General features: G+C 58.4%; 22 protein-coding genes. 3 read left to right on the top strand and 19 right to left on the bottom strand.

The window, feature by feature from the left end:
* Positions 1 to 308: 308 nt before the first annotated feature.
* The 7 genes from MID00_RS13230 to MID00_RS13200 all read right to left on the bottom strand — a co-directional run bounded on the left by MID00_RS13230 (position 309) and on the right by MID00_RS13200 (position 6012).
* Positions 309 to 1577, bottom strand: a complete 1269-nt coding sequence (locus MID00_RS13230) for an STY4528 family pathogenicity island replication protein (RefSeq protein ID WP_033947976.1) — start codon at positions 1575 to 1577, stop codon at positions 309 to 311.
* Positions 1578 to 1580: 3 nt separating this feature from the next.
* Entirely contained in the window at positions 1581 to 2141 is a 561-nt protein-coding gene (locus MID00_RS13225; RefSeq protein WP_021205172.1) for a DUF2857 domain-containing protein, read from the bottom strand.
* Between the two features lie 15 nt (positions 2142 to 2156).
* Positions 2157 to 3791: a ParB family protein gene (locus tag MID00_RS13220; protein ID WP_033947970.1), complete on the bottom strand. Its 1635-nt coding sequence runs from the start codon at positions 3789 to 3791 to the stop codon at positions 2157 to 2159.
* Complete coding sequence (locus MID00_RS13215; protein WP_033947964.1) at positions 3784 to 4032, bottom strand: hypothetical protein; 249 nt, start codon at positions 4030 to 4032, stop codon at positions 3784 to 3786. The genes MID00_RS13220 and MID00_RS13215 overlap by 8 nt, the downstream gene beginning before the upstream one ends.
* On the bottom strand, positions 4016 to 4891 hold the full coding sequence (locus tag MID00_RS13210) for a ParA family protein (protein WP_033947962.1): 876 nt from the start codon (positions 4889 to 4891) through the stop codon (positions 4016 to 4018). Before MID00_RS13210 ends, MID00_RS13215 begins: the two co-directional genes overlap by 17 nt.
* Before the next feature lie 42 nt (positions 4892 to 4933).
* Positions 4934 to 5146, bottom strand: a complete 213-nt coding sequence (locus MID00_RS13205; protein ID WP_033947959.1) for an AlpA family transcriptional regulator — start codon at positions 5144 to 5146, stop codon at positions 4934 to 4936.
* Positions 5147 to 5265: 119 nt separating this feature from the next.
* Positions 5266 to 6012, bottom strand: coding sequence for a hypothetical protein (locus tag MID00_RS13200; protein WP_033947958.1), 747 nt, complete (start codon positions 6010 to 6012; stop codon positions 5266 to 5268).
* Positions 6013 to 6039: 27 nt separating this feature from the next.
* On the opposite strand from MID00_RS13200, the gene MID00_RS13195 reads away from it, so the two are divergent.
* Complete coding sequence (locus tag MID00_RS13195; RefSeq protein WP_042920652.1) at positions 6040 to 6459, top strand: hypothetical protein; 420 nt, start codon at positions 6040 to 6042, stop codon at positions 6457 to 6459.
* A 787-nt stretch (positions 6460 to 7246) separates the two neighbouring features.
* Entirely contained in the window at positions 7247 to 9214 is a 1968-nt protein-coding gene (locus tag MID00_RS13190; protein ID WP_254498941.1) for a triacylglycerol lipase, read from the top strand.
* A 51-nt stretch (positions 9215 to 9265) separates the two neighbouring features.
* Here the strand turns inward: MID00_RS13190 and MID00_RS13185 are convergent, their stop codons facing one another.
* The 10 genes from MID00_RS13185 to MID00_RS13140 all read right to left on the bottom strand — a co-directional run bounded on the left by MID00_RS13185 (position 9266) and on the right by MID00_RS13140 (position 19166).
* Positions 9266 to 10672 (bottom strand): efflux transporter outer membrane subunit, encoded by a 1407-nt coding sequence (locus MID00_RS13185; protein ID WP_250755955.1) that lies wholly within the window; start codon positions 10670 to 10672, stop codon positions 9266 to 9268.
* Positions 10669 to 11853, bottom strand: a complete 1185-nt coding sequence (locus MID00_RS13180; protein WP_342466868.1) for an HlyD family secretion protein — start codon at positions 11851 to 11853, stop codon at positions 10669 to 10671. Before MID00_RS13180 ends, MID00_RS13185 begins: the two co-directional genes overlap by 4 nt.
* A 15-nt stretch (positions 11854 to 11868) precedes the next feature.
* Positions 11869 to 13521 carry an MFS transporter gene (locus MID00_RS13175; protein WP_250755956.1) on the bottom strand — a complete coding sequence of 551 codons (1653 nt, stop codon included), beginning with the start codon at positions 13519 to 13521 and terminating at the stop codon, positions 11869 to 11871.
* Positions 13518 to 14117 (bottom strand): TetR/AcrR family transcriptional regulator, encoded by a 600-nt coding sequence (locus MID00_RS13170; protein WP_080748065.1) that lies wholly within the window; start codon positions 14115 to 14117, stop codon positions 13518 to 13520. The genes MID00_RS13175 and MID00_RS13170 overlap by 4 nt, the downstream gene beginning before the upstream one ends.
* A 220-nt stretch (positions 14118 to 14337) precedes the next feature.
* Positions 14338 to 15033: a hypothetical protein gene (locus tag MID00_RS13165; RefSeq protein WP_009459746.1), complete on the bottom strand. Its 696-nt coding sequence runs from the start codon at positions 15031 to 15033 to the stop codon at positions 14338 to 14340.
* Between the two features lie 141 nt (positions 15034 to 15174).
* On the bottom strand, positions 15175 to 15690 hold the full coding sequence (locus MID00_RS13160; protein ID WP_009459748.1) for a DUF2165 family protein: 516 nt from the start codon (positions 15688 to 15690) through the stop codon (positions 15175 to 15177).
* Positions 15691 to 15703: 13 nt separating this feature from the next.
* Positions 15704 to 16384: an HAD family phosphatase gene (locus MID00_RS13155; RefSeq protein ID WP_254498940.1), complete on the bottom strand. Its 681-nt coding sequence runs from the start codon at positions 16382 to 16384 to the stop codon at positions 15704 to 15706.
* A gap of 70 nt (positions 16385 to 16454) precedes the next feature.
* Complete coding sequence (locus MID00_RS13150) at positions 16455 to 17294, bottom strand: AfsA-related hotdog domain-containing protein (RefSeq protein ID WP_009459752.1); 840 nt, start codon at positions 17292 to 17294, stop codon at positions 16455 to 16457.
* 97 nt (positions 17295 to 17391) lie between these two features.
* On the bottom strand, positions 17392 to 18588 hold the full coding sequence (locus MID00_RS13145) for an MFS transporter (RefSeq protein WP_254498939.1): 1197 nt from the start codon (positions 18586 to 18588) through the stop codon (positions 17392 to 17394).
* Between the two features lie 62 nt (positions 18589 to 18650).
* Positions 18651 to 19166 carry a MarR family winged helix-turn-helix transcriptional regulator gene (locus tag MID00_RS13140; RefSeq protein WP_009459754.1) on the bottom strand — a complete coding sequence of 172 codons (516 nt, stop codon included), beginning with the start codon at positions 19164 to 19166 and terminating at the stop codon, positions 18651 to 18653.
* A gap of 168 nt (positions 19167 to 19334) precedes the next feature.
* Here MID00_RS13140 and MID00_RS13135 point away from each other — a divergent pair, with 168 nt between their 5' ends.
* The gene (locus tag MID00_RS13135; RefSeq protein ID WP_254498938.1) at positions 19335 to 19859 is read left to right on the top strand and encodes a DinB family protein; all 525 of its coding nucleotides are present in this window, start codon (positions 19335 to 19337) and stop codon (positions 19857 to 19859) included.
* A 175-nt stretch (positions 19860 to 20034) separates the two neighbouring features.
* Here MID00_RS13135 and MID00_RS13130 read toward each other — a convergent pair whose 3' ends face one another.
* On the bottom strand, positions 20035 to 22233 hold the full coding sequence (locus tag MID00_RS13130) for a TonB-dependent siderophore receptor (protein ID WP_254498937.1): 2199 nt from the start codon (positions 22231 to 22233) through the stop codon (positions 20035 to 20037).
* 106 nt (positions 22234 to 22339) lie between these two features.
* Positions 22340 to 23515, bottom strand: a complete 1176-nt coding sequence (locus MID00_RS13125) for a Bcr/CflA family efflux MFS transporter (RefSeq protein WP_254500301.1) — start codon at positions 23513 to 23515, stop codon at positions 22340 to 22342.
* Positions 23516 to 23660 lie beyond the last annotated feature (145 nt).

The following is a 23660-nucleotide window of genomic DNA, read 5'->3' as shown; positions in this document are numbered from 1 at the left end:
CATGGAGCGCCAAGGAACGCTGCACGCCTGGATCAGCGTGGACAGGGCCGATCCCGCGGCAGGCGATCGAGGCCTGGCGTGCAGCGGTTCGACGTCGTAGCTGTCAGTGGAACTATCCCCAGGGGATAGTTCCATGGAGCGCCAAGGAACGCTGCGCGCCCGGCTCAAGCCCGGACAAGGCCGCTCCCGCCGCAGGCGATCGGGGCCTGGCGTGCAGCGGTTCGACGTGTAGCCGTCAGTGGAACTATCCCCTGGGGATAGCTCTACTGGAAGCCACTGGCATCCACTTCACCGCCTTGCAGGCCCGCTCACTTGCTGGCGAGCAGGTTGCGCAGCCGTTCGATGTGCTGCCTGGCGACTTCTGGCGGCACCGGCTTGCCCTGCGGCTGGGATGGTGGCGGTGCTGGTGGTGGCCGCTCATTCGGCGGAGCGTGTGCCGATGGCGCGTCTTTCTTGGCCCAGGCGTTGAACTCGCCATGGATGGCCCGCTGGATGATGCCGAACAGATACCCGGCAGGATTGCGGATGCCATGGCTGCTGCATCGTGCGGCCCATTCGTCCAACACGGCCTGCCTCAGCGCGGCATCGACCTGCTGCAATGCCACCCGCGCACCTGTCTGCTGCTCTGCCTTCAGTTCCGCGAAGCGCTTGGGCCATTGCAGGTCGCCCAGCGCGCGCGCCTGCGCCTGTGCCTGCGCGGTAGTACGTACTTCATTCATACGACTACTACGTACTGTACGGGCCTGATTCGGATTCCGAAGAGAGGCGTCTGGCGCGGGTTTCGACCCTGCTTCGGATTCCGAAGTGGGGTCATCGGGATTCCGAAGAAGGCTCGTCGGCCCTTCTTCGGATTCGTGTGCGGCATCCTCCTGTGGATAACCTTCGTGTGCCCCGACGCCCTGGCTGGCGAGGCGCTCGGCCAGGACTTGCAGCCTCGACGGCAGGGTGCGCCCGGCCAGCATCGGGTCTTCGCCGATTTCCCTGAGGGTGTGCAGGCCGACGATCTGCACGGCTTTGGCCGAATGGCCGAGCGCCTGGCTGACGAGTTGTAGGTAGTCCGGGTCGAGCTGCATCGCTTCAAAGGGGGTCAGCGGCTCGTCGTGCAGGACATAGAGGTTGCCGAGGATGCGGCCGGTCCTGGCGTCGCGCCGTCGCCGCACCAGGCTCAGCCATCGGGTCAGCCGCAGCAGCGTCAGGGCTCGCGCCACGGTTTCGTGCGAGGCCTGCCCGGCGCAGGGCATCGAGGCCAGCCAGGGCCGCAACTGCTCATAGGTGGGGAATGCGGTCACGCCGTCGTCGTTGAGCATCAGCCGGAACACCTGCCAGGCGTTGCGCTCCAGCGGCGTCAGGCGGCGGTCGAGGAACAGCCGCCGCGGTACGGTCTCATGCCGGTTGCCGCTGAAGAGGAACGCATCGCCGGACGCGGCCGGTGTCGCAGGTGACGGCGCAGGTATAGGCATGCGCATGGGGGTGGGCGTGGGTGGGCTGGGCCTGGGCGCAAGGTCTTTCAGCGCTGCGTCGAACAGGTCAGCGAGGGCGACGGGGCCATGGCGTGGTGCGGGGTCGTCCACGGCCATGGCTCAACCCAATCCCTGATCGACCCACGACTTGATCGCGGCCCAGACCACCGACAGCGGCAAATCCATGCCTTCGGCGAGGTCCATGGCCGCGTCGAGAATCGAGGTCTCGTCCTCCAGGTCCACATTCCTGCTGCTGGTGATGGCTTTCCAGCGCCGCCACAGTTCGACGTCCTGCTTCTCGTCCAGGACAGGGTGACGCCCCTTGCGCTTGGGCAGGCCCAGCACCTCACGGCGCAGGGCGACCTCCTGATGGGTCAGGCCATAAAAGCGGCTGACCATCTCCGTGCTGGCCCCCAGGCGCAACATGCGATCGACGGTCGCGATTTCCTTCTCCACGTCCTGCGCCTGCGAGAGCAGACGCCGGAGCACCTCGCGGTTCACGGACACGGAACACCACGAGACATTGGCGTTGGCCAGCACGCTCACCATGGCAGGATGCTTGAGCGCATCCAGCTCGGCCTCGCTGAAGCCCATCGCCTTGCAGCGGCGCAGTTGGCCGTTGCGCAGGTCGTAGAGCGCCTGGGCGATGACGGCTTGATTGAGCGGGTGCGGGGCGGACATGCGGGTCTCCTTCCTTCATGCCCCAGGGCCTGCGACACCGGATTCCAGGTCCAGCAGGCGCCGGGCCAGGCGCAGCAATCGGAACAGCTTGACCAGCGCGGTGTCGCTCAAGCGGCGTGTCGCATCGCCTTGGCCGTGCAGCAGCGCCGGCAGCTCGGCGGCAAGCTGCCCGCCGTCCAGATCGGCATCGGTGAAGCTCTGCCCTGCTAGGCTCGCCAGCAATGCCAGCACGCCACGGCCCTGGGGTGATGGGGGCTGCGCGCTGGCACGGCATGCGAAGCCTACGCCGTCCGCGCGGTCCTCGATGCACTGATCAAGGCCTGCCTCACCCGCGATCTCGCGTGCGAACTGCGCGATGTGGATGCGCAGGCGATCGGGCGTGTCCAGGCCCGTGTCGATGTGCCAGACGTCGGAGATCGGGTAGAGACCGCCGGCCTGGACGGGAATGGACTGCAAGACGTTGGCCGAAAAATCGGGCAGCGCATCCCCCAGCTCGTCGGCGACCATCCGCTGAATGGATTGCAGCCGCTCCGTCGTCGGTGCAGGCGAAACGATGTGCCCCTGCAGCAGATCACCAGGAGCCGCCACGGGGCTTCCTGCGGGCGAGCCGTCCGTCCCTGAGCCGCCCTCGCGCTCGCGCGACCCAGGTGTGGCCGCCGGCGTCGGGACCGATGGGGCCAGCGCGGCGGGCGGGCGTGCCACGGTGCCAGGCTCAGGCAGCGCGGGCGGCGCCGATGGCGGGGTTGGGTTGCTGACCAGAGCGCGATGGCGGCTTTCGGATTCGGTGAGGTCAAGCGCCAGTACGTCGTAGTCGATGCCGAGCAGTTCGGACATCTGGCCGATCAGCTCGTCCTGCACGCGCTGGGGGACGAACTCGTCGGCCTGCGTGTCGAACTGCGACAGCACCTCCTGAAAGAAGTCGTCGAAATCCTGTACCAGCGTGCGGCCCTTGACGTAGCGCTCCCACGCGAGCATGCAGGCCTTGCGCATGACCGACAGGCGCTCGACCTGGTGGCGGCCGAGCCCACCATAGAGCACGGTCGGGATCGCCGGCAGCAGGTAGCGCACCGCGTCGTTCATCCGGCTGATGTGCGACTGCTGGACCGGGAAGCCATCGGCAGCGAGGCGGCGGGCCAGCTCGGACTGGCTCAGTGCGGTGCCGCTTTCCTGCTCGTAGAACTCGCGTGCCTTCTCGACGCCGAGGGCGCGCTCGATGAACGTCAAGCCCCCGCGCAGTTCGTTCTCGGCCAGGTGGCCGGTCAGCATCACGACTTCGCCGCGGCTGGGCCACGGGCGGAACAGGCACGGTATGCGGAAGAACCGCTCTTCCTTGGTCTCCGACCACAGTTCGCGCAGGATCGCCAGGCGCGTGTTGCCGCCGTTGCGAATGATGTAGTGGTCCTCGCCCGGGCGCCGGGTGATTGCCGGCGCTGCGTCAAGGCCACGCTCGCGGATGGACGCCTTGATGTCCTCGTAGGCCGGATTGCGCTTCTTCCTGGGGTCGTGGTCGTAGGGACGCAACTGGTCCAGGGTCACGACCATGGGCGTGTCGGCGATCGGGTCGCTCAAGGCCGAGGTGGACGGGCCGCTGCGCTCGAACCCGGCCGCGAGCAGCTTGCCGGCCATCTGCTGGGAGGTCATCTCAGCCATGGCGGCCTCCCTGCGCTGGGGGCCGGGCCTCGCGCTCGGCGCGGCGGATCTGCGCGCGGGCGTTGAGCGCCGCCCGGTGGTCGCTGGCGGTCGAGCTGGTGTAGATCGCGGCGCAGCCTGCCTTGGTGAATTTGAGGTGGCCGCCTGGCGTGCGCTTGACGTGCCAGCCCTCGCCGACGGCGAACTCGATCAGGGCGCGCAGCCGCTTGTGGCCTCGGGCCAGTTCATGTGCGTTCGCCATGGGGCCTCCCGGTATCAAGAGGAAATGGCGGGCGGCCGGACACCGTGGCAAATCGGTGTTGCCATTGCGGGAACAGCTCGCCAGCGAGGCCGCGCATGGTGTCGAGCGCGGCGGGGGCGACTCTGCCCGGTGGCTGGCGGTACTCGACCCGATGCACTGGCAGACCGCGCGTCGCGGCGCGCGGATAGGCTTCGATCGCCGGCACATCGGTGGCCAGCACGCGGATGCCGGTGTGTTCCTGGAACAGATCGCGCAGGGCCTGCTGGATCAGCCGGGCGTTCGCCGACACCGGGTGGACGCGGTTGATGAGCAGATGCAGCGGCGGCGGCTCGATGCCCAGGAGCCGGTAGGGCGCGATGTCCTCCAGCAACTGCATGGTGCCGCGCCGCAGTTCGCGGGCGGCGAGGATTTCCGGGGTCACGGGTGACAACGCGAGATCGGAGGCTAGCACCGCCATCTCCAGCGTCACCGAGCGTGCGCCCTGGGTGTCGATCAGCACCAGGTCGTAGAGTGGAGCCAGTGCCGGGAGCAGGTGCCGTAGTCGCAGGCGTCCGTCCGGCGCGTGCAGCAGCAAGGTGTTCAGCTCGCCCCGGTGGTCGTTGGAGAGCACCAGGTCAAGGCCTGTGATGATCGTGCGGGACACGAGCTGGCCGAGGTCGCGCTCGTTGAAGGCCAGCAATTCATAGATGCCGCCAGGCGCGCGGTGGGCCAACTCGTAGTACGAGGACAAGGTGGGCTGCACGTCGAGATCGAGCAGCAGCACGCGCAGCCCCGCGTCGGCGGCGAGCCCGCCCAGGTTGGCGGCCGTAGTCGTTTTACCGACGCCCCCTTTGGTTGAGACAATGGATACAACCTGCATGGCGTTCTCCGGGTGAGGATGGGAAATCCGTGGGAGAACGGGTCAGGCCCGGCTGTTGACGCGATCGGCGATCCACTCATCGATCTCGATGGAATCCCAGCCGACGGCGCGCACGCCCAGGCGTAGCGCCTTGGGGAACTTGCCGGCGCGCATCAGGTTGTAGAGGTGGGCGCGCTTGAAGCCGGACTTCGCTTCGACTTCTTCCAGGCGCAGGATGCGGCGTTCGTTGGGCGGCAGTACAGGTGTTTGCGACATGGCGGTCACTCCTGAACGCTCAGTGGCGTTTGTTGGCGTGACACCTATTCAAATGTCGGCTTCTGTCCCAGACCACCGCAAATGCGGTTTCCGCGACCGCAGATACGGGCTTGCAAATATCAAGAAACGGCGGCCCGCAGCTTGCGGCGGGCTTGCGCAAACTTGGCTTGCAGCGTGCGATCGGTAATGCCCATGAGTTCGCCGTGATGCGCGATCATCGCGGTAGCAATCGCTTCCTGGCTGTTGAAGCTGGAGTAAGGTGTGCCCGATGGGGACTTGCCGAGCATCAGCTCCAGCATGGTGCCGATGATGTGCAAATAGGTAGCCTCGGCCCGGTCGCTGATGGAGCATTGCGCGCAGGCTGGGGTGACAGTGGACTGCTTGAGTAGCGCGTCGTGCTTGTCTTGCAGTTCGCGTAGTTGACGCTTGCACTGCTCCAGGGCGGATTTCAGGGCCAGCCGTTCGACCAGCATGGCTTGGCCGGTTTCCAGCGAGATGAAGGGATGGGCGATGCGCTCGCTGCGGGAGAACATGAAGCCAGGTCGCTGCTCGGGGTAGTGCTGGCGCATCCAGCGCTTCAAATCGACATGACGAACCGTCAGATCAGGGGAATCGATCAGCGCGGTATCGCGTGTCGTGATGCCGTTTTTCCCAAAGGGCAGTTCCCCATTGAGGATGCCGTCGTAGATGCGATCGGTGTACAGCCGCAGTTCGCCCCAGCGCGGGCAGTCCAGCGATTGCGGCAGGTTCCGTGGCGACGAAATCGAGGCCAGGATGACACGCTCGAACCGCAGCAGACCGGCCCAGCGTATGGAGGCTTCGATCGGGCGGTAGAACACCTTCGATGTTGGTGCATTGTTGTTCATGCTCCCATCTCCTTCCAGGAGAACTACATGGCCGACTCCTTTAGTGCCAACCTCGCGGTCAGCCTGTTGTATGGGCATGAAGCGGGTCATCTGATCCGCTCGTCATCGCGGCCTAAGCACTTCTCACCAGCTCTTGCTGGTAGCCGTCGTGTGCTTGATGTGCAAGAATTCATGATGCGCAAGGAGGTCGGGCCTCAGGCAAGCTGGCTCGACAGTGGCACTCACACTGGCAGCGTCATGAGTTGCGGCGATCTACGCAAAACCGTTTTGGTATGGCCTGATATGCCAGCGGTTTCACAAGGCGCGGGGGGATTGCAATGGCTGTCCAGCGTCTACAAGGACGTGGTGAAACCCGAGCCTGTCATGCTTTCCCAGCATCCTGATATAGCGATAAAGAATCGCGCGCATACACGCCATACGGTTAGGGCGCGTGCGTGTCCTGCGTGACTTGAGCAGATGGGCACCGCAAGCTGCGGAGCGTGCCGCCTCTTGAAAGCGTCAGTAGCACCAGTACTTGAAACGTCGGCCCGGTTGGCATCACGAGGGGGATGCGGGAGCAGAGAGCGTGGGATAGGCTGCCAGTCCGAGGCCATCCCCGAAGATGTAGTGTCGAGTGCGAGTCTCGGTACTCGGTGCAGCTCTATGGACGTCAGTGGCACTCTTTGGACGATCTTGTTGCCGGGGACCAAAAACAAGGCTACAATTGAGGTCTTCGCTGAGCACCTCGGCGAAGAAATTGTTCGGGAAACAACGACTTACGCGCCTAGTGCAAGTCTCGTTTCCCGCTCCAAATTCAAAAAGCCCAAACTTCGGTTTGGGCTTTTTTCTTTTCTGCTGCAGGCAAGCGTTAGAGCAGCTAAAACACCATAAGAGCAAACCGATAGTTCCACCACGCTCTGATGTGGGTCCACCCTACACGCTTAAAGCTAGCCCCTCATCAAGAATTAGCACTCTACATTGCAGCGATGCCTGGAACGCTGCGCCTACGAACGCAGTGCCTCCATACAGACTGAATACACCAGCCACCTACCGCGCCCGCAGCAAAGAAAACCAAGCACGCTTTGCACAGCCCAGATCCGGCTGCTGCCAGTACCAGGCCTTTAGGTTAATATCGCATTTCGCACACGGATACATTCCGCAAATCTGCCGATTTGACGCCGTTGGACAGCTGCTTGAGTCCGTATCACGGCACCAAGCTCCTCTAAACCCGTCAACGAACCCACTGTAGAACGTGATGGCCTTGATTAATCCTGTACGGAACACGCTGCTTGACCTGGCACCGGTACAAGCCGTCGCGACCAGCTTGAAGCGGCTTGTATCTGGCAAGCATAGGAGCGGGCTATACAAGGCTGGGGCCATCACAGTTCTGGCCATACTGCTGAGCGGCTGCGCCGGCGTCAAAATCGCTACTGTCAGCACCGAGGACTACATTGCCCAGCGCCGTGGCGACATTCTTACCACTAATAAACTCAGCGCCTCCGCACGCGATACGCTGACCAGTCTGGCTATCGCGCCCGAGCAATGCGCCAAGGACATTCCCCACTGCTCTTCCAGGCTGACAGAGCTGTGGAATCTGGACACCGAGCAGCGCATGGCCACCTTGGCCGAGATCTGGACGCAAGAGGCCTTGCGCTTGCAAGGTCGGCGCAATGCCCGGCCAGACTTCTCGACCGAGCTGTTCGATGCCTATCTGCAAAGCGCCCGCTATGCCTACGCCTATCTGTTCTTCACGGATCGCAGGCCAGGAGACCGGGCATTTGAAGACCGCCAGACCCAGGTGCGTGACTACTACAACTACGCGGTGCAGCAAGCGACCATGCTGCTGTTTGCCAAGTATCACGACACCAGCTACGCCTTCCAGAAAACTATCGAGATTGGTCGGTGGCGTATTCGTGGTGATCTGTCCCAGGTACGCGATGCCACCGCCCCTCAGCCCCATGAGCTGATTCCGGCCTCCCAATTAACATTCCGCGGGGTGCGCAGCATTTATCGGCGCGACGGTTTTGGAGCCGAGATGGTGGTCGTGAACGAGTCAAAGGATGTCACGCCAAACAGCTTTCAAAGCACCTACAGCGAACCGCCTTTCCAGGCTGTCACGGGGATTATTACTTTCCCCGGCGAAACCCTGTCCCAGGTTCTGCAAACTCGCGACGCCACCATTATTGGCTACGATCCGTACCAGCAAACCAGCGTCAAGCTGAAAGACGTGCAAGTGCCCTTGGCGGCCAATTACACCTCTGCCTACGGGCTATGGCTGGCGCGCTCGGACTTCTCGACCCAGGCTTTACGCACCGTCCTGGGACGGGACGGTGGTATTGAATCCCCGCATGTGTTCCTGCTGCAACCCTATGACCCGAATCGCCGCGTCATCATCATGCTGCACGGCCTGGCCAGCAGCCCGGAAGCTTGGATTAACGTCGCCAATGAGGTGCTGGGCGATGAGGAGTTACGGGATCGCTATCAGATCTGGCAGGTCTACTATCCAACCAATCTGCCCCTGCCCTACAACAATGCCGAGATTCGCAAAGCCCTGACAGAAACCTTCCGGCATTTTGATCCGGACAGGAAGGCCATTGCCTCAAACAATATCGTGGTGATCGGCCATAGCATGGGCGGTGTGCTGGGACGTTTGCTGGTGTCCTCGTCCGACAATCTACTGGAAGACGCAGCCCGCGACCGTTATCAAATGGATGATGTCAGCATCGCCAAAATGAATCGGGAGTTTGGCAATGTGGTGCACTTCTCTCCTCTGCCCGGGGTGACGACAGCGATCTTTATTGCTGCGCCTCACAAGGGCACACCGTTTGCGGGAAACCGTATTTCACGTCTGGCAGCGGCGCTGATTACCTTGCCAGTTACGGTGGTGACGCAACTCAACAAGCTTAGCCAGGTGGCGGTTGGCAATACGCCCGCCAAAGACGAGATGCTGATCCTGCCCAATGGCGTGGAAAGCCTGCGCGACAGCGATCCCTTCATGCAGATCACCTCCAAAATGCCGATCTCCACGCAAGTGCGGTATCACAGCATTATTGCCAATTACACGCCCAAAAAAGACCTGCTGTATTCGGACGATGGGCTGGTGCCCTATCAAAGCTCCCATCTACCTGGTGCGACCTCGGAACTGGTGATTCCCTTCTCCCACAGCGTACAGGAAACGCCCGAGGCAATTCTGGAAATTCGGCGGATTTTGCGGGAGCAGTAGCAGCAAAACACATGTTCCACCTGACAAAGCCCCACTACCGTCCCTTTCACGTTACTCCCGCTTCATCGCCTTTTCATAATCCCAGCCGCCACCCAGCGCCTTGTACAGATCCACCATATTCTGCAACTGGTTTTCCCGCACGGCGATGACCTGGTTTTCTGCCTCGTACAGATTCCGCTGCGCATCTAGTTGTTCCAGATAAGACGCATAGCCAGCCTCATAGCGATTGCGGGCGTGTTCCAAGGAGCGCTTCAAGACGTCCCGACGCGCGGTCACGTGGCTTAACTCTTCCGCAAAACGACGCTGGCCCGCCAAGGCGTTTTCCACTTCGGAAAAGGCCGTCAAAACAACGCCGCGATACGCAAAGACCGCCTCATCGCGCTGGGCTGTTGCAGAATCAAACTGCGCCTGCAAACGACCACGGTCAAAAATTGGTGCCAGAATGCTGCCACCCAAACTCCAGATCTTGGTCGGGTCATAACTCAAGGCGCTGACGTACAAAGCCCCTGCCCGTGCCGACAAGGAAACCTGTGGCAAAAAGGCAGCCCGGCTGGCTGCCATGGACGCATCCTTGGAAGCCAAACCGAGCTCTGCTCGCGCAATATCAGGACGGCGGCGTAGCAGCTCGGACGGCAAGCCAGAGCCCGGTGCAGGCAGCTCTAAAGCCGACAAGGTGGAACTGGCGTTCTGTTCATAAGCCGCAGGCAACTCCCCGGACAAGAGGCGCAAAGCATTGTGATGACGGCTAATCGCCAATTCCAGCTGCGGAATATGCTGCGCTACCGCTTCCAGCTCGGACTGGGCCTGGGTCAACTCCAGCTGGGAGATATAGCCCGCATCAAACTTTTCCTGCGCCAGGCGCAAGGCTTCTGTCCGGGAGGTAGAGGTGGCCTTGGCCTGCTGCAACTGTGCATCCAGACCCAGCAAGGCAATATAGGTACGTGCTGTCTCGGAGGCGACGCTCAAGGCAATGGCATCATAATCCGCCTGCGTAGCAGACAGTTTGAGTTCAGCCGCTTTCGCCTGCGAACTCAAGCGCCCCCAGAGATCCAGCTCCCAATTCAATTGCACGGCAGGCTGTACCGCACGGCTGATTGCCATACCGCCAGGCCCCAGGGCCCGCTCTGCATGCGCGCCTGTGTCAAAGGACAAGGAAGGGCCCAAGGACGAATCCGCCAGCTGCACCGCGGCCCTTGCCTGTTCGATGCGGGTAGCAGCACTCAAGATATCGTTATTGCGTGCCAAGGCAGCTTCCACAAGCGCACTCAAGCCGGGATCGTTAAAGGCTTTCCACCAGGCCGAATCGACCACAGTGCCTTCAGAGGATGCTCCTATCCACCCGGATGGCACAGCTACCTGCGCCTGCTCGGGTACGACCCGGTAAGCAGGCATACAGCCGGACAACAGCGCCGCGCCACTTAAGATGGCCATGCCATACGTTCTTGCAAACAGGATCATCGTTCACGCTCCTGTTTTGTTTGATCAGGCTTATCGGAAATATCCACCTTGGCAATCACGGACATGCCAGGTCGCAAACGCTCCATACCGGGCTGATCCGCATCGATAGCAATGCGTACCGGCAAGCGCTGAACAACCTTGGTGAAGTTGCCACTGGCATTATCCGCGCGCAGCACGGAAAACTCGGAGCCCGTGGCCGGGGCAATACGCTCTACATGACCTTGAAACTCTGTGCCATCCAGACCATCAACGGTGAATCGGGCCAACTGCCCCACATGAATACCCGCCGTCTGCGTTTCCTTGAAGTTCGCCACTACCCAACGGGTATCCGGCACCAGAAACAGCAGTTGCGAACCTGCCGTCACATACTGCCCCTGACGCACAGACGCTTCGCTGACCTGACCGGCTGCAGGCGCGGTCACCACGGTGTTATCCATATCGATGCGAGCCAAACCCAAGGCGGCTTCAGCGGATTTCACCTTGGCCTGCAAGGTCGCCCGAGCCACCTCGGTGGACTTGATGGTTTCTTCGGCAATCGCAATGTTTGCCTTGGCTTGCAGCATATTGCCGCGCCCCAGCTCGGCAGTCGCTACAGCCTGATCTCGCTCTCGTACCGAGATCGAACCTTTGTTTGCCAATTCCCTGGCACGATTACGATCCGCCTCGGAGCGACGGGCTTCAGCCTGAGCAGACACCAAGGCCGCCTTGCGAGCATCCAGGCTGGCGCGGTTCTGTGCTTGGGCTTGATCCAGATTCGCCAACTCAGCCAAAGCCGCATCCAGTTGAGCCTGCGCCTGATGCAGTTTTTCTTTATAAATGCGCTCATCAATGCGCACCAAAGGCTGGCCCGCCTGGACTCGCTCAAAGTCCTGCACCAGTACCTCGGACACATAACCGCTTACCTGCGGTGCCAGCACCGTCATCTGCCCACGTACATAGGCGTTGTCGGTAGTGACGCGAGTGGTGTTGAACGGCCCCAGGTTCCAAGCCCACAAGATCAACAGCAAACCTCCCAACAATACAAAGGCCATCGCAATGACACTGCGTTTGCTGGGTTTGATGATCTTGGGCGGCAGAGAAGATTCAGTATTCGGACCCAGCTTGCCATCGTTATCCGAGTCTGTCGGCGCGGCAAGCTCACTATTGCGATCCTGATTTTCAGATGAAGTGTCTTGACTCATAAATACGGACCAGGTTTAAGAATTCGAAGAAGTGCCAGCAGCGGCTTGCGCTCGTCTGGACTGAATAGCGGGGCCAGCGGCCAGCAACACGGGCCACAGCAAAAAGCCCGTCGCCAGAATGCCAATCAACAGAAAAACATCGTTGTACGCCCTGACACTGGCCTCGCGGCGGGCAATCTGTGCCAACTGAGCCGTGCCCGTCGCCGCCCTCAACATCGGATCGGTCACCGTTGGCCCTACAGCCTGTTGCTGCTGTTTCAGACGATTGGCCACCAAAGGCTCAGCCACATTCACATGGCTGACAATGGCCGCGTAATGATGCTGCTGGCGCTGCTGCTGAAACGTGCTCAAGGTCGCGGTGCCCATCAATCCGCCCAAGGTCTGGGTAACATTGAGCAGCACAATAAAAGTCACGATATGGTCGGGGCCATACTTGAAGGCTTGTTTGAAGCCAATCATCACCAAGGGCCCCATGAACATGCCCGCGCCAATGGACAGCACAAACTGGCTATAGAAAAAATCCTGCGGGCGGTCCAGGCTGGTACGCCCAAAATCCATGAAGCTGGACACGCCAATCAGCAAAATCGCGGCAAACACCTGTACCAGAATCGTCTTGGGCCCAAAGGTGATGGCGCTGAGCACAATGCCGCACACAATGCCCACAAACACCACCCAGAACAAAGGCTGCATCTGCTCCGAGCCCATGCCCAAACTGCGCAGCATATTGACCATGCCGTAGTTCTGCTCGGTCGTGATGAAGCGCAAAATCATGGCCCCGACGGCAAAGTAAATGGTGGAACCCTGCGCCAACCACCGCACTTTCAGCAAAGGATTGACGCGGTGATATTCCAGAAACGAACAGACGGTGAACAGGAACAAGGACGCCATCGCCATCCAAGCCAGGCTTGTGTCGTTGAACCACCAGCGGATATAGCCTTGCGTCAAGAATGCGATCAGCAAACCGGCAGCCGGAGCAAACAAGACAAAAGCCAGGAAGTCCAGTTTTTCAAACGCCTTGATCTGATAGCCGGGGGGCAACTTCAGCAGCACTACTGCCGCAAAGGAGCACAAGGCCATGCCCGCCTCAAAGCTATACAGGCCGTGCCAATTCCCCAGCTCTATCAAGGACGGCGACAGCACCCAGGCCAAGGGCGTCGCCATTTGCGTGATACTCACTCCCAGCACCAGAGCCTTACCTAGCAGGCGTCTGGGGAAAGCTTGCAGCATATACAAGACGCCCAGGGTGCTAGCCGCCGCACCAGAAAACCCGCTGGCACCACGCAGAAAAATCAGCGATTCAGCACTATTAATGGATAAATGAAGCAAAGCCAGAACGGCATACAAACCCAGGCCTATCTCGGCAAACAGGCGCATGCCATATTGCTGCCTGAACTTGAACACCAGCAAATTGGCGGTGATATTGACCATGGCATAGGCTGCGGGCAACCAGGCTGCCTCGGAGGGCGTCAACCCCAGCTCCCCTTGCAGCGTCGGCAAATTCACCGACACCAGGGCATTACCCAAACCACCTGTCAAACCAACCAGAATCGCAACCAGACCATAAGCCATACGGATATGCGATTCATGATGAGGTGCCGATGGCGAGCCCGGCATGAAGGGCTTTTCATGCTCTTCCCAATGTGGATGCGGCTTGATGTACTGACTCATTCAGGCTCCCAATCAGGAGCATTACGGTCCACCTGCAACAACACGCCTTCACACAAGAACTTCAGCGAGCGTTTTACGAACAGTAGCCTTTCCTTGTCCGTGCGCCCCCGCAAGCTGGCAGCCAGCATGCCAATCAACAAGGGAATGTCCGTGGGCTGCAAGGCCGGGTTGCACTGCCCGGCGGCCTGCCCCATTGCCAAGGGTTCGCGCGCCAGATCAACCAAACGGGCACGCACCCCCACAATGGTGGGGTGATTGGGATCAATCGCTTTCCAGTAATCGGACATGGGAGCCGACTCCAGCGCGAACCCTGCCAGCACCTGCATCAAGACCTTGAAATCCTGAGCATTGCCTTTGCGCTTGCTTGAAAAGCGTTCTTCAATCCGGTCTGCTGCCCGTATCAGCAGCGCCTCCATCAAGGCAGCCCGGTCTGGGAAATTGCGATAGAGCGTCGCCCGTCCTACCCCTGCCTGCGACACAACCTGATCCAAAGGGGCCGTGACACCACACTTGCTAAAGACCGTGTTAGCTGCGTCCAGCAACAGTTCCCGGCGTTCCAAGGCATCAGAACGATTAGGTAAATTCCGGTTTTTCATTCCGAAATTATACGGACAGTTTTGTCCGCTTAAAAAGGCATCAAGCTAAAAAAGCTGTAAGAAACGATATTCCATATATGAAATAAAGCCTGCCAAGGCACGCAGGAAAAGTCCGGGGCTGGCTGTCTGCCTTTATTGCAAAAAAAAACGTACTCCGACGAAAAAGACGCGACCGCAAGCAGTCGCGCCCTGTTCTATTCAGATCCCACCGCGCAGGCCCTTAGCCCACTTTGGAACCACTCGAACTCTCCTTGGGCTGCTTCTTCAGCCAGCTGTCATGCAGCCATTTTTCAGTTTGCCTATGCCCGGGAAAGGTAATCCATGTGATGTCACGTTCAAAGATCATAGGTTGCTCATCCGGGCCCACAATCACCCAGAACCACAGACGATCCTCCAGATTGCGAGCCTTCACCTTCATCCCGGTCAAGGTGACCGTCTCCATACGGCCATTACGCTCCACACGAATCGGCTCGTCATGCTTGTCGATCCAATGAATTTCCATGCGAGGCAACAAGTCAGGAGCATACTGCTGCAGGAACGCACGTGCGATTTCCTCACTGCGCTGGCTGTCTGGCAAAGGACGGCCCACCAGGTCCAGAGAGATATTGGCAAAACCTTTAAGGCGACCTGACGGCGCAATTACCGAACTAAAGTGCTCGCCTTCCAGACCGGCATTACGTCCGTCCTTGCGCTCATAGCGCGTCAACACAACGGCCTCACCATCCGCACTGACCTGACGGCTCATGACCTGGGCATGGGTTTCCGGAATAAAGGCATCAATAGAAGGGCTGGCAAGCGTGCTCATGGCATTCTCCGAAATGGAAAGGACATTCTGTTGAGCCTGAGCAGGAAAAACCCAGGCCGTTTGCATCATCAAAGCGGCAAACAAGGATGGCAAAGAAAGATGGACTCGCATAAGGCGGACTCCTGTGAAAAGAAAGCATCACGCTAGAGAAAACGAACTTCATGGGCCCGTTCTCAAAATCAGCTTTCAGAAAAACGGCCAAGTTTTCCAGCTGGTAACTCAAGGCCGTAAAACCAAGACAGGTCTAAAGAGCTAGAGCGCGCGGCCTTGCTCTACAGCTTGCGTCTGAACATAATTCAGAGCGCATAAGCCAATCACGATCAAGCTAAAGTGCACCATCTGGACTGGCCCCTGCTTGAGCCAATACCCAAACCACAAACCGCCGCAGATGAAAAACAACCACAAAAAAACAAACAGGCTCAAAGCCAGTACCGCGCGATTGCGAGCACGTAAAAGAACACAAGCCTTTTGCACCCAGAAAGCCTTTGCATAAGAGAGGGCGGCCCACCACAGCAAGATGGCACAAGTCAGCTGGACAGCAGCCACCACATATAAAACCACCGGAGCCCACTGCGCCGACCAAGCCCTCCACAACAAGCCTGCACCCAGCAGCTCCTCCGCCATCACCAAATCCATAGAAAGCGTATGGCTCAGCAGTAAACGATTAGTCCCGGAATCCGTGACGTTGTTAATGACGGCAATCGACAACCACATAGCCAAGCCACCCAGGATCAGCAAACGACTAAACGCAATAAGACGTATCGACATAATCCCTACCTCATCACAAGGAATAATGATTCAAGATGGGCCAGCCACGCTCTTGTGCTATACCCATCAAATTCGGGTCTCCTGCTATCACCCGCGGAAAACCGACAAGCTCCAGCATGGGCAGATCAGAAATGTGATCGCCGTACCCATAACAATCCGCAGCGCATCCTGCCTGACGCTCCAGAAACCGTTGAACGGCTCGCCGCTTCCCTTCGCCAATGGTCTGTATTCCCATGATTTCACCGGTGTAATTGCCCGCGAGAATCTCCAACTGATTAGCCAGCACATAGCGCACGTCCAGATCTCGAGCCAGGGGCTGCAGAATGTCGCAACTGGAGCCAGATACAAACACAGGCTGAACGCCATTGCGCTGATGCTCCCGCAAAGCCTGGATGGCTGGCTGAATGTAGTAGTTCTCTTGCTGGCGCATTTGCTGATGCCAGTCTGCTATCGCTGCTTGTAAATCAGTTTGTCTGCAGCCCTTGAACACATGCCAGAACAAGCGATTAATTTCGTCTCTGGATGTACCATCGGCAATCTGTCCACGCATTCGCCGCTCAGCTTCTTGACTAGCAGCCTCACCGCCCTCTTGTCCAAGCGTTTTGCACCAGTAGTAATTGCGAAAACTGAACATGCTTTTCATGTTGATGAGAGTTTCATCAACATCAAAAAATGCAAATTGAATTGTTCCCATCCCCTGCCTTTCCTTAAGTTCGACCAGGACAAAATCCTGGTCGACGATCTTTCAAAAAACCGTAATCGCTCTACAGCAAGGCTTGCTCTGGGCAAGAAGCCGTTGCCTGATTCGATAGAAAGGCAGAGACATCATCCGTGACATCGCTCTGGGCATTGAGCATGCCCAACTCATTGACATACTGCTGGACAACACTGGCGGCCAACTGGTTTTCCTTCTGAGTAATCAGCACATCATCAAAGACCGTGAACTTGACTTCCATACCTGCAACGACTGCACCGCCCTGATAAATATTCATGTCAGCATGGAACCAGACCCGATCCGCCCTGAGCTTTTTCTGCTCCAGAACGTGATAGCGGATTTGAGCGGGCAAAGGAAACGCAAACGCCTGAAACCGCATCGTCATCGTGTTGATCACAAAGTAGCGCTTGGGTGCTTGGTAGTCTTCCAGGCAAAACCGCTCCGTTACCGCCAAAAACATCTGACGGCACGCCTCTGTCAGCACCATTCCCTGCACATGCTGTCCAGTCAGATGGTCCAGCATCAGCTCGTTCCGATCATCCAGCATCAAGTCCGCAATAAAGCCACCATCTTGCGCAACTTCAGGTACGGAAATCAGAGTGTTTTCCGGGCGATGCTTATGTACCAGGGGCTTGGCAGCCAGGCGCTTCCCTCGCCATGTGTGCCAATGCTTGAACTCCTGAAGCAGGCCTTTACTGATACCTACAAACCAGGCATGACTGACCTGCTCCTGACTCAAACCCTGGCCAGCGATCAACTGCCGGCCAGCCAACGGTCCACGTTCAGGAGACTCGTCATGCAACAGCTTCATCAGACGCTCATACAGCAATAAATTTTCATTCTGAGCAAAGCGGTCAAAGCCCTTCGGAACAACAATAAGTACTTCCATTTTTCTACTCTCCCTTAAAAATTCTTGACGCTGATGTTTTGCAAAGGCACTTATTAACTGAGCCCTTCTCATCTTTCCGTGATAGCTGTCTTTTTTCTTATTGCTTGTTAACGAGCACCTCACTGCGCCTTAATCCACTAAGGGCATAGATCGCACATCCTGCCAGCAAGCCAGCCAGCAATAAATACGTATCCTCCAAAGGCCAGGCCGCAATCTGCTGAGCCACCCAAGGCCCCAGGCTTGCGCCGATGAACAGCACAAAGGTGTAAAGCGATACCGCCAAACCTCGCACTGACAATTCGCTTAGCCCGGCTACTCGAGCGATCAGGCTCGGCACACTGATACCAATCCCAGCCACAAAGATGAAACTGGCTCCAAGCAGTCCCAAAGGATGGGCCTGTCCGGCTAACGCACTGAGTGCCAGGCCGGTGGCAGCACACACCAGGCCAGCGCTCAGTACTCGCTGAGGCCCCATTCTGGGCATGACCAGCGCCACCAATAAAGGCATCAAAAAGGCAGGGGCAACCAGAGCGCGCGTCATCATGGGAGACAGGCCCAACTGTGTGAACTGCGCAGCCAGCTTGCTATCAAGCGTCATATAAAAGGCAACAAAGCACAGCAGCAGAAAGAAGGCCGGCACATAGACACGCAGCAATCCGGGGTTGGCCAGCAGTCGGCCCACCGATCGGTAATTGCGCAGAAAACCGTGCAGGCCCTGCGACTCCATCTCATCAGCCGCTCTGCGCCATAAGCGCCATGCCGTCAGCATGAAAATGCCACTCAAGGGCAAGAAAGCCGCTCCTAGCCCCCAACGACCGGCAATCAAGCCGCCATATATTTGCCCCAGCAGGCCTGCCGACAAAAAGGCGGTGCTCATCCAGGCAACACTCCACATCCTCTGTCGTGGACTGCCCCGCCCTGCCAGATAGGCAATCGCCACCGGAGGAAATGAAGAAGCAGCCAGCCCCTGACACAGCCGGCCAACAACAATGGCGGCAGGTGACTGCACCACCGCCAGCAAAGCAGTCAGTCCGGCCAAAGCCAGCAAGCCGCCAACCATGACCTTGCAGCGCCCCAAGCGATCCGACAGCGGTCCAAAAATCAGAAAACCCAAGGCGTAGGCAAACCCAAAACTGCTGACCATGCCTGTTGCACCCACCCCGTAGGATTGCTCCAGGACGGCAAGCACCGGCAAAGGCAGATAAAGCAAAGAGACGACGGACAAGGCACAGATCACCATCAATGCCCGCAGGCCCGTACCTACAGATCCCTCTTCATGTGCGGATACATTCATCTTTAATGTTCCTGGCTGTTATACAGTAAGCTACATATCTGTTTAAAAAAAACGGCAGACAACTATCCGCCGTTTGTCTTGGGCAACACGCCTTCCTGCTTAATCTTGAACATCAATCGAATCAGCATCTCCCGCTCTGATTCATCGAAATGGCTCATCAGCTTGGCAACCCACACATAATGCGCTGGCAAGGCTTGGCCCAGCACCTGTGCCCCGTGCTCGGTCAATCGAACCACCCAGGCACGACGATCCTGTGGGTGCTGCTCCCGATCACACAGGCCTGCTGCTTCCATGCGATCAATAATGCGTGTCATGGTTTGCGACGTCACCGACACCCCGTCGGCCAGTACACCAATACTCAGCCCCTCTGGATTGCGTTTCAGCAAAATCAGAACAAAGAACTGGGTCTGAGACAAACCGCTTGTCCGATCAAGATTGGCCTCAAACGCAGACAACATCTCGCTGGTGGCAGAAGCCCAGATCAACCAGGTATGCAAGCCATCCACATCCGGATTGCTGTACTCGGCTCCCAGCGTTACCAATGTGTCGTAACTGGGAAGGTCCTTGAGTTCAAACATCGCGTCACCAAATAATCACCACGGCTGAAATGTAGCTGACTACCTATCTGCAGGTCAAGCGCTTTGACATTGGGGCAAGTCAGGACAGGCAAAGACAAGATTCCGTCTTGCTCCTGCTGCCTGTTTGAAGAAATAATCACGATACTCCAGCCCCTGACAACGCACTCCATGACACCCCAAACCGCCATCCGCATGGCATCCTACAACAACCAGATGAACCGCCGTCTTTACGATGCAGCGGCCAGTCTTTCAGCGCAGGACTTGCATCAGGAACGTGAGACTTTCTTCGGTTCGCTGTTCAAGACCATGATGCACATTGCGGTGGGGGACACCGTCTGGCTGCACCGCTTTGCCGAGCATCCTGATGCCCACGTCTTGCGCGAGCAAATCGGCGTATTTGCCAAGCCACGTGCACTGGACCAGCAGTTGTTCGACACCTTGGCAGAACTGAATCAGTACCGTCACAAGCTGGACCGGATCATTATTGATTGGGCCGCCACGCTGACACCGGAGCAACTGGGCCAAACGCTACGCTACAGCAATATGGCGGGCCAGAGTATGGAGAAGGATTTTGCGCTTTTAGTGACGCACTTTTTTAATCACCAGACTCACCATCGCGGTCAGGCCAGCACCTTGTTGTATCAGGCAGGTGTCGATATTGGGGTGACTGATTTATTGGCTTTGGTGTCCTGATTTTGTAGCCCGCAGGCCTCAAAGCAGACCGACAGCGCTGTACTTGTAGCTCAAGGGCGACAAGATCTCGGTGTCCGAGATACAGCAAGCAACCTATCCGCTTCCAATAAAAAAGCCTGCTTGGCGATGGCAAGCAGACTTTTGCATCAGGCTCTACTGCCTGCACCTTTCTCTCTTAATACTGCGCCCGCAAGGACAGCATCACGTTCTGGGGCGCCCCATACCAGCCCTGGTTATAAAACCCGATCTGCGAGTAGTACGTCTTGTCGAACAGGTTATTCACGTTCAGCGTGGCGGACATGCGCTTGTTGAAGTCATAGCGCGCCATCAGGTTGACGATGGCATAGCTGCCCTGCTCTACCTTGACCACTTTACGGCCCGGTGCGGTCGCATCCTGGTACATGCGGTTTTGCCAGTCGATACCACCACCCACTGTCAGCCCTTGCCAATCGCCCTGCAAACGATAGGTGGTGTAGAGCTTGAACAAAGTACGTGGCTTGCTAGTGTTGATGGGTTTGCCTTGTGCGTCCTTGGCCGTGAAGGTCGTCAAGCTGCTGGCCAGGTTCCAACCGGGCATCAACTCACCGCCCAGCTCCAGCTCGATGCCTTCTACCTTGGCTCCCGACACGGGGCGATAGGCGGGGGTATTGGGCGGCGCGCCGATCACATTATTGCCAGTGGCTTCGGCAAGATTGTCCTGGCGGGTCTGGAACACGGATACCGCCCCATTCAAGCGGCCATCCAGCCAGGCGGCCTTCAAGCCCAGTTCGTAGCTTTTACCCGTGATGGGAGCCAGAAGATCACCCTGTTCGTTGCGGGCGTTCTGCGGTTTGAAGATTTCCGTATAGCTGGCGTAAGCCGTGTAGGTGTCGTCAAAGTCGTAGATCAGGCCGGCATAAGGGATGAACTCATTGCGGTTGCGATACTGGCGTTTGGCACCAAAGTAGCTCTGGTCCGTCTCCCAGTTACTCAAGCGTCCACCTACCATCAAGCGCAGATTATCCATCAAGGCAAAACGCCCCACGGCATAGGCACCAGACTGTCTGTTGTTCATGTCATCCGCCTGGGAGGGCTCGCCTGACCACACGGGTTCGGGCACGCGGCCCGGCTGATAAAAACTGCCCGCATCCGGCAAAGGTGCCAGGGCGCGATACTGCGGGAAGGAGACGCGGTCCTGGGACATCATCCAGCCCGCAGAGAACTCATGCTCTTTACCGAACAGCTCGAAGGGGCCGGACAAAGAGGCATTGAATGCCTTGCGACGCACATCCCCCTTGTAATAGGAATAGGAGTTGGCAGTACCCAAGCCGGTTTCCCGATCCGGGTAGCCGCCCCGGAAAATCTGCTTCATGGATGCATCGGTGTGCGACTGGTTATAAGTCAGGCGCAGCTTCAAGTCATTGGCGAACTGATGGCTCAAATCCAGAAAGCCCGTGGTGGTGTCATTCTCGATGCGCGACCAGTCCGTATTGTTGGAAACAGAGCGCTTGAAGTCTGTACGCGAACCATCGCTATAGAACAGCGGAAAACCACTGCCAAAGCCATTGTTCGAGCTGGACTGATAGGCCACTCCACCAGTCAATTCCATGCCGGGCATCAGGTCAGCCGTAATCACGCCATACAAGGTGCGCGTCTTGGTGTCCTGCAAACTGGTGTAGCTATTGGCCTTGCCATAAGCCCCCACAATACGCCCGCGAATACGGCCATCTTCGGTAATGGGTGTGGAAACATCGGCATAACCACGGGCAAAGTCCCAGCTGCCTACGTTCACGCCCCCCGATGCTGCAAAATCACGCAAGGGACGCTTGCGTACATAGTTGACCGAGGCCGAGGGGCTGCCCGCCCCCGTCATCAAACCTGTCGCACCGCGTACCACTTCAACCCGATCAAACACCACCAGGTCCAGATTGCTTTCACCAAAAGCCCAGGGCGAGAGCACAGGCTGGGTCCAGCCATCAAACTGATAGTTATCGATGCCAAAGCCACGCGAGGAAAAGGAATAACGGTTGGTATCGCTACGCGTCACGGAAATACCCGGGGCGCTTTGCAGGGCATCAGCCGTCGTCTGCATACCGCGATCCTCCATCATCTGGCGGGTCACCACACTGACCGACTGCGGTGTTTCACGAATGGACAGTGACAAACCCGTGGCTGTGCTCATTGCCTTGGTGGTGTAGGACTGGCTGGTTTCGGTCACCCCCGGATCTCGATTGCCTTTAACCGTAATTGTGGACAGCTCCACGGGGGATTGATCAGGAGCCTTGTCCTGTGCCCAGGCTGGGCTGCCCGCGGCCGCCAGCAGCATGGCGGAGCGAGTAAGAGGTGTCAGCAAACGCACTCGCAGGCGAGCAGAGCTGGAAGAAACGGCAAACATGAAGGTGGATCTCAGCAAAGGTTTTAGATGCGAACAATTATCATCTTCATGCTTGAGAGCGATGTATTCATAAACGCAAAAACGCTATGCCAAACATCAGTCCTGCCTATGACACGGCCCGATCTGCACGCTTTTGCAGCCAAAGCCAAGCGACAAGACTGGCAACTACGGCCAACAGCATCGCGGCCGCCATGCGCACAGGCTGCCCGTAAACCCAAGGTACGCACCAGCCACTGACCAGGGAAAAGGTAGCCATCTGACAAAACCCCAGCAAGGAAGCCGCCAGCCCTGCGCGTGCGGGAACCTGCGCCAAGACCTGCATGGTCATCACCGGAAACAGCATGGCCAGCCCGGCGGCAAAGAATGCCGGCAACCCGACCGCCCACAGCAACGCGGGTTCTGCAGCACGTGCCAGGTAGGCGACATAGGCCAGGCAGCTCCCCAGCATCAAGCCATAGGCACAAGTAATCAGCTTGCGCGCCTCCCAACGTAGAGAGAGCTGGGCCGAGGCCAAGGCTCCCGCACTGGCCCCAATCACCAAGGGCACGAACAAGGCCGCAAACGCGGTCTCGGGCAGCTTCAAGGTATGGGTAATGAAATCAGGCGCGGCACCAATCAAAAATGCCTGCGCACCGATCAACAAGCTCAAAGCCAGGCTCATCCCCATAAAAGGGATATTGCGCAACAAAAGCCATAGCTCGACCCGCAACTGCGACCAGACCAAAGGCTGACGTCTGGACGTCGGCAAGGTCTCTGGCAGGCGCAGCGCACACAAGCAAGCCGCCAGCGCGGCCAATACGGCCAGCATCCAGAACACCGAGCGCCAGCCCAGATGGGCGATCAACTGCCCGCCCACAATCGGCGCCAGCGCGGGCGAGACATTGAACACCAGCACGATATAAGAAAATGTGCGCTGCGCCTGCTGCCCCTGATAGCAGTCACGCACCATGGCCTGCCCGATGACCAGACCGGCTCCGGCGGACAAACCTTGCAGGACACGGCCCGCCAACAAGAACGAGAAGCTGGGCGCTACAGCCGCCATCACAGAACCTGCCACATAAACCAGCAAGGAAACCAGCACCACTGGCTTGCGTCCCCAGGCATCGGAGAAGGTACCGTGCAAGAGCAACATGGCCGCATACGCAGACATATACACACCCAGGGTCTGCTGCATGCTGTGTGGCGGCACATTGAATTCCTGTTCCAGAGCGCTGAATGCAGGTAAATAGGCATCAATGGTGGCCGGTGCCACGCAGGCCAGCAGGCCCAACATCAAGACCATCAAGGGATACGGAGGAAGCAGGAAAGGCGGCACAGTCACATACAAAAAGAAGCGGCCCACAAGGGGCAGGGTCTTTCAGCATGAGCGATGCAAGCACCGTCGGGGAATGCGCAATGCTTGAAGAACTTTGGGCAATGACGGGACG

The sequence above is a fragment of the Alcaligenes sp. NLF5-7 genome (assembly GCF_024266725.1).
In the GTDB taxonomy this organism is placed as follows: Bacteria; Pseudomonadota; Gammaproteobacteria; order Burkholderiales; family Burkholderiaceae_B; genus Alcaligenes; species Alcaligenes phenolicus.
The sequence above is the reverse complement of the archived record's forward strand: the minus strand, read 5'-3'. Positions and strand labels throughout refer to the sequence as shown.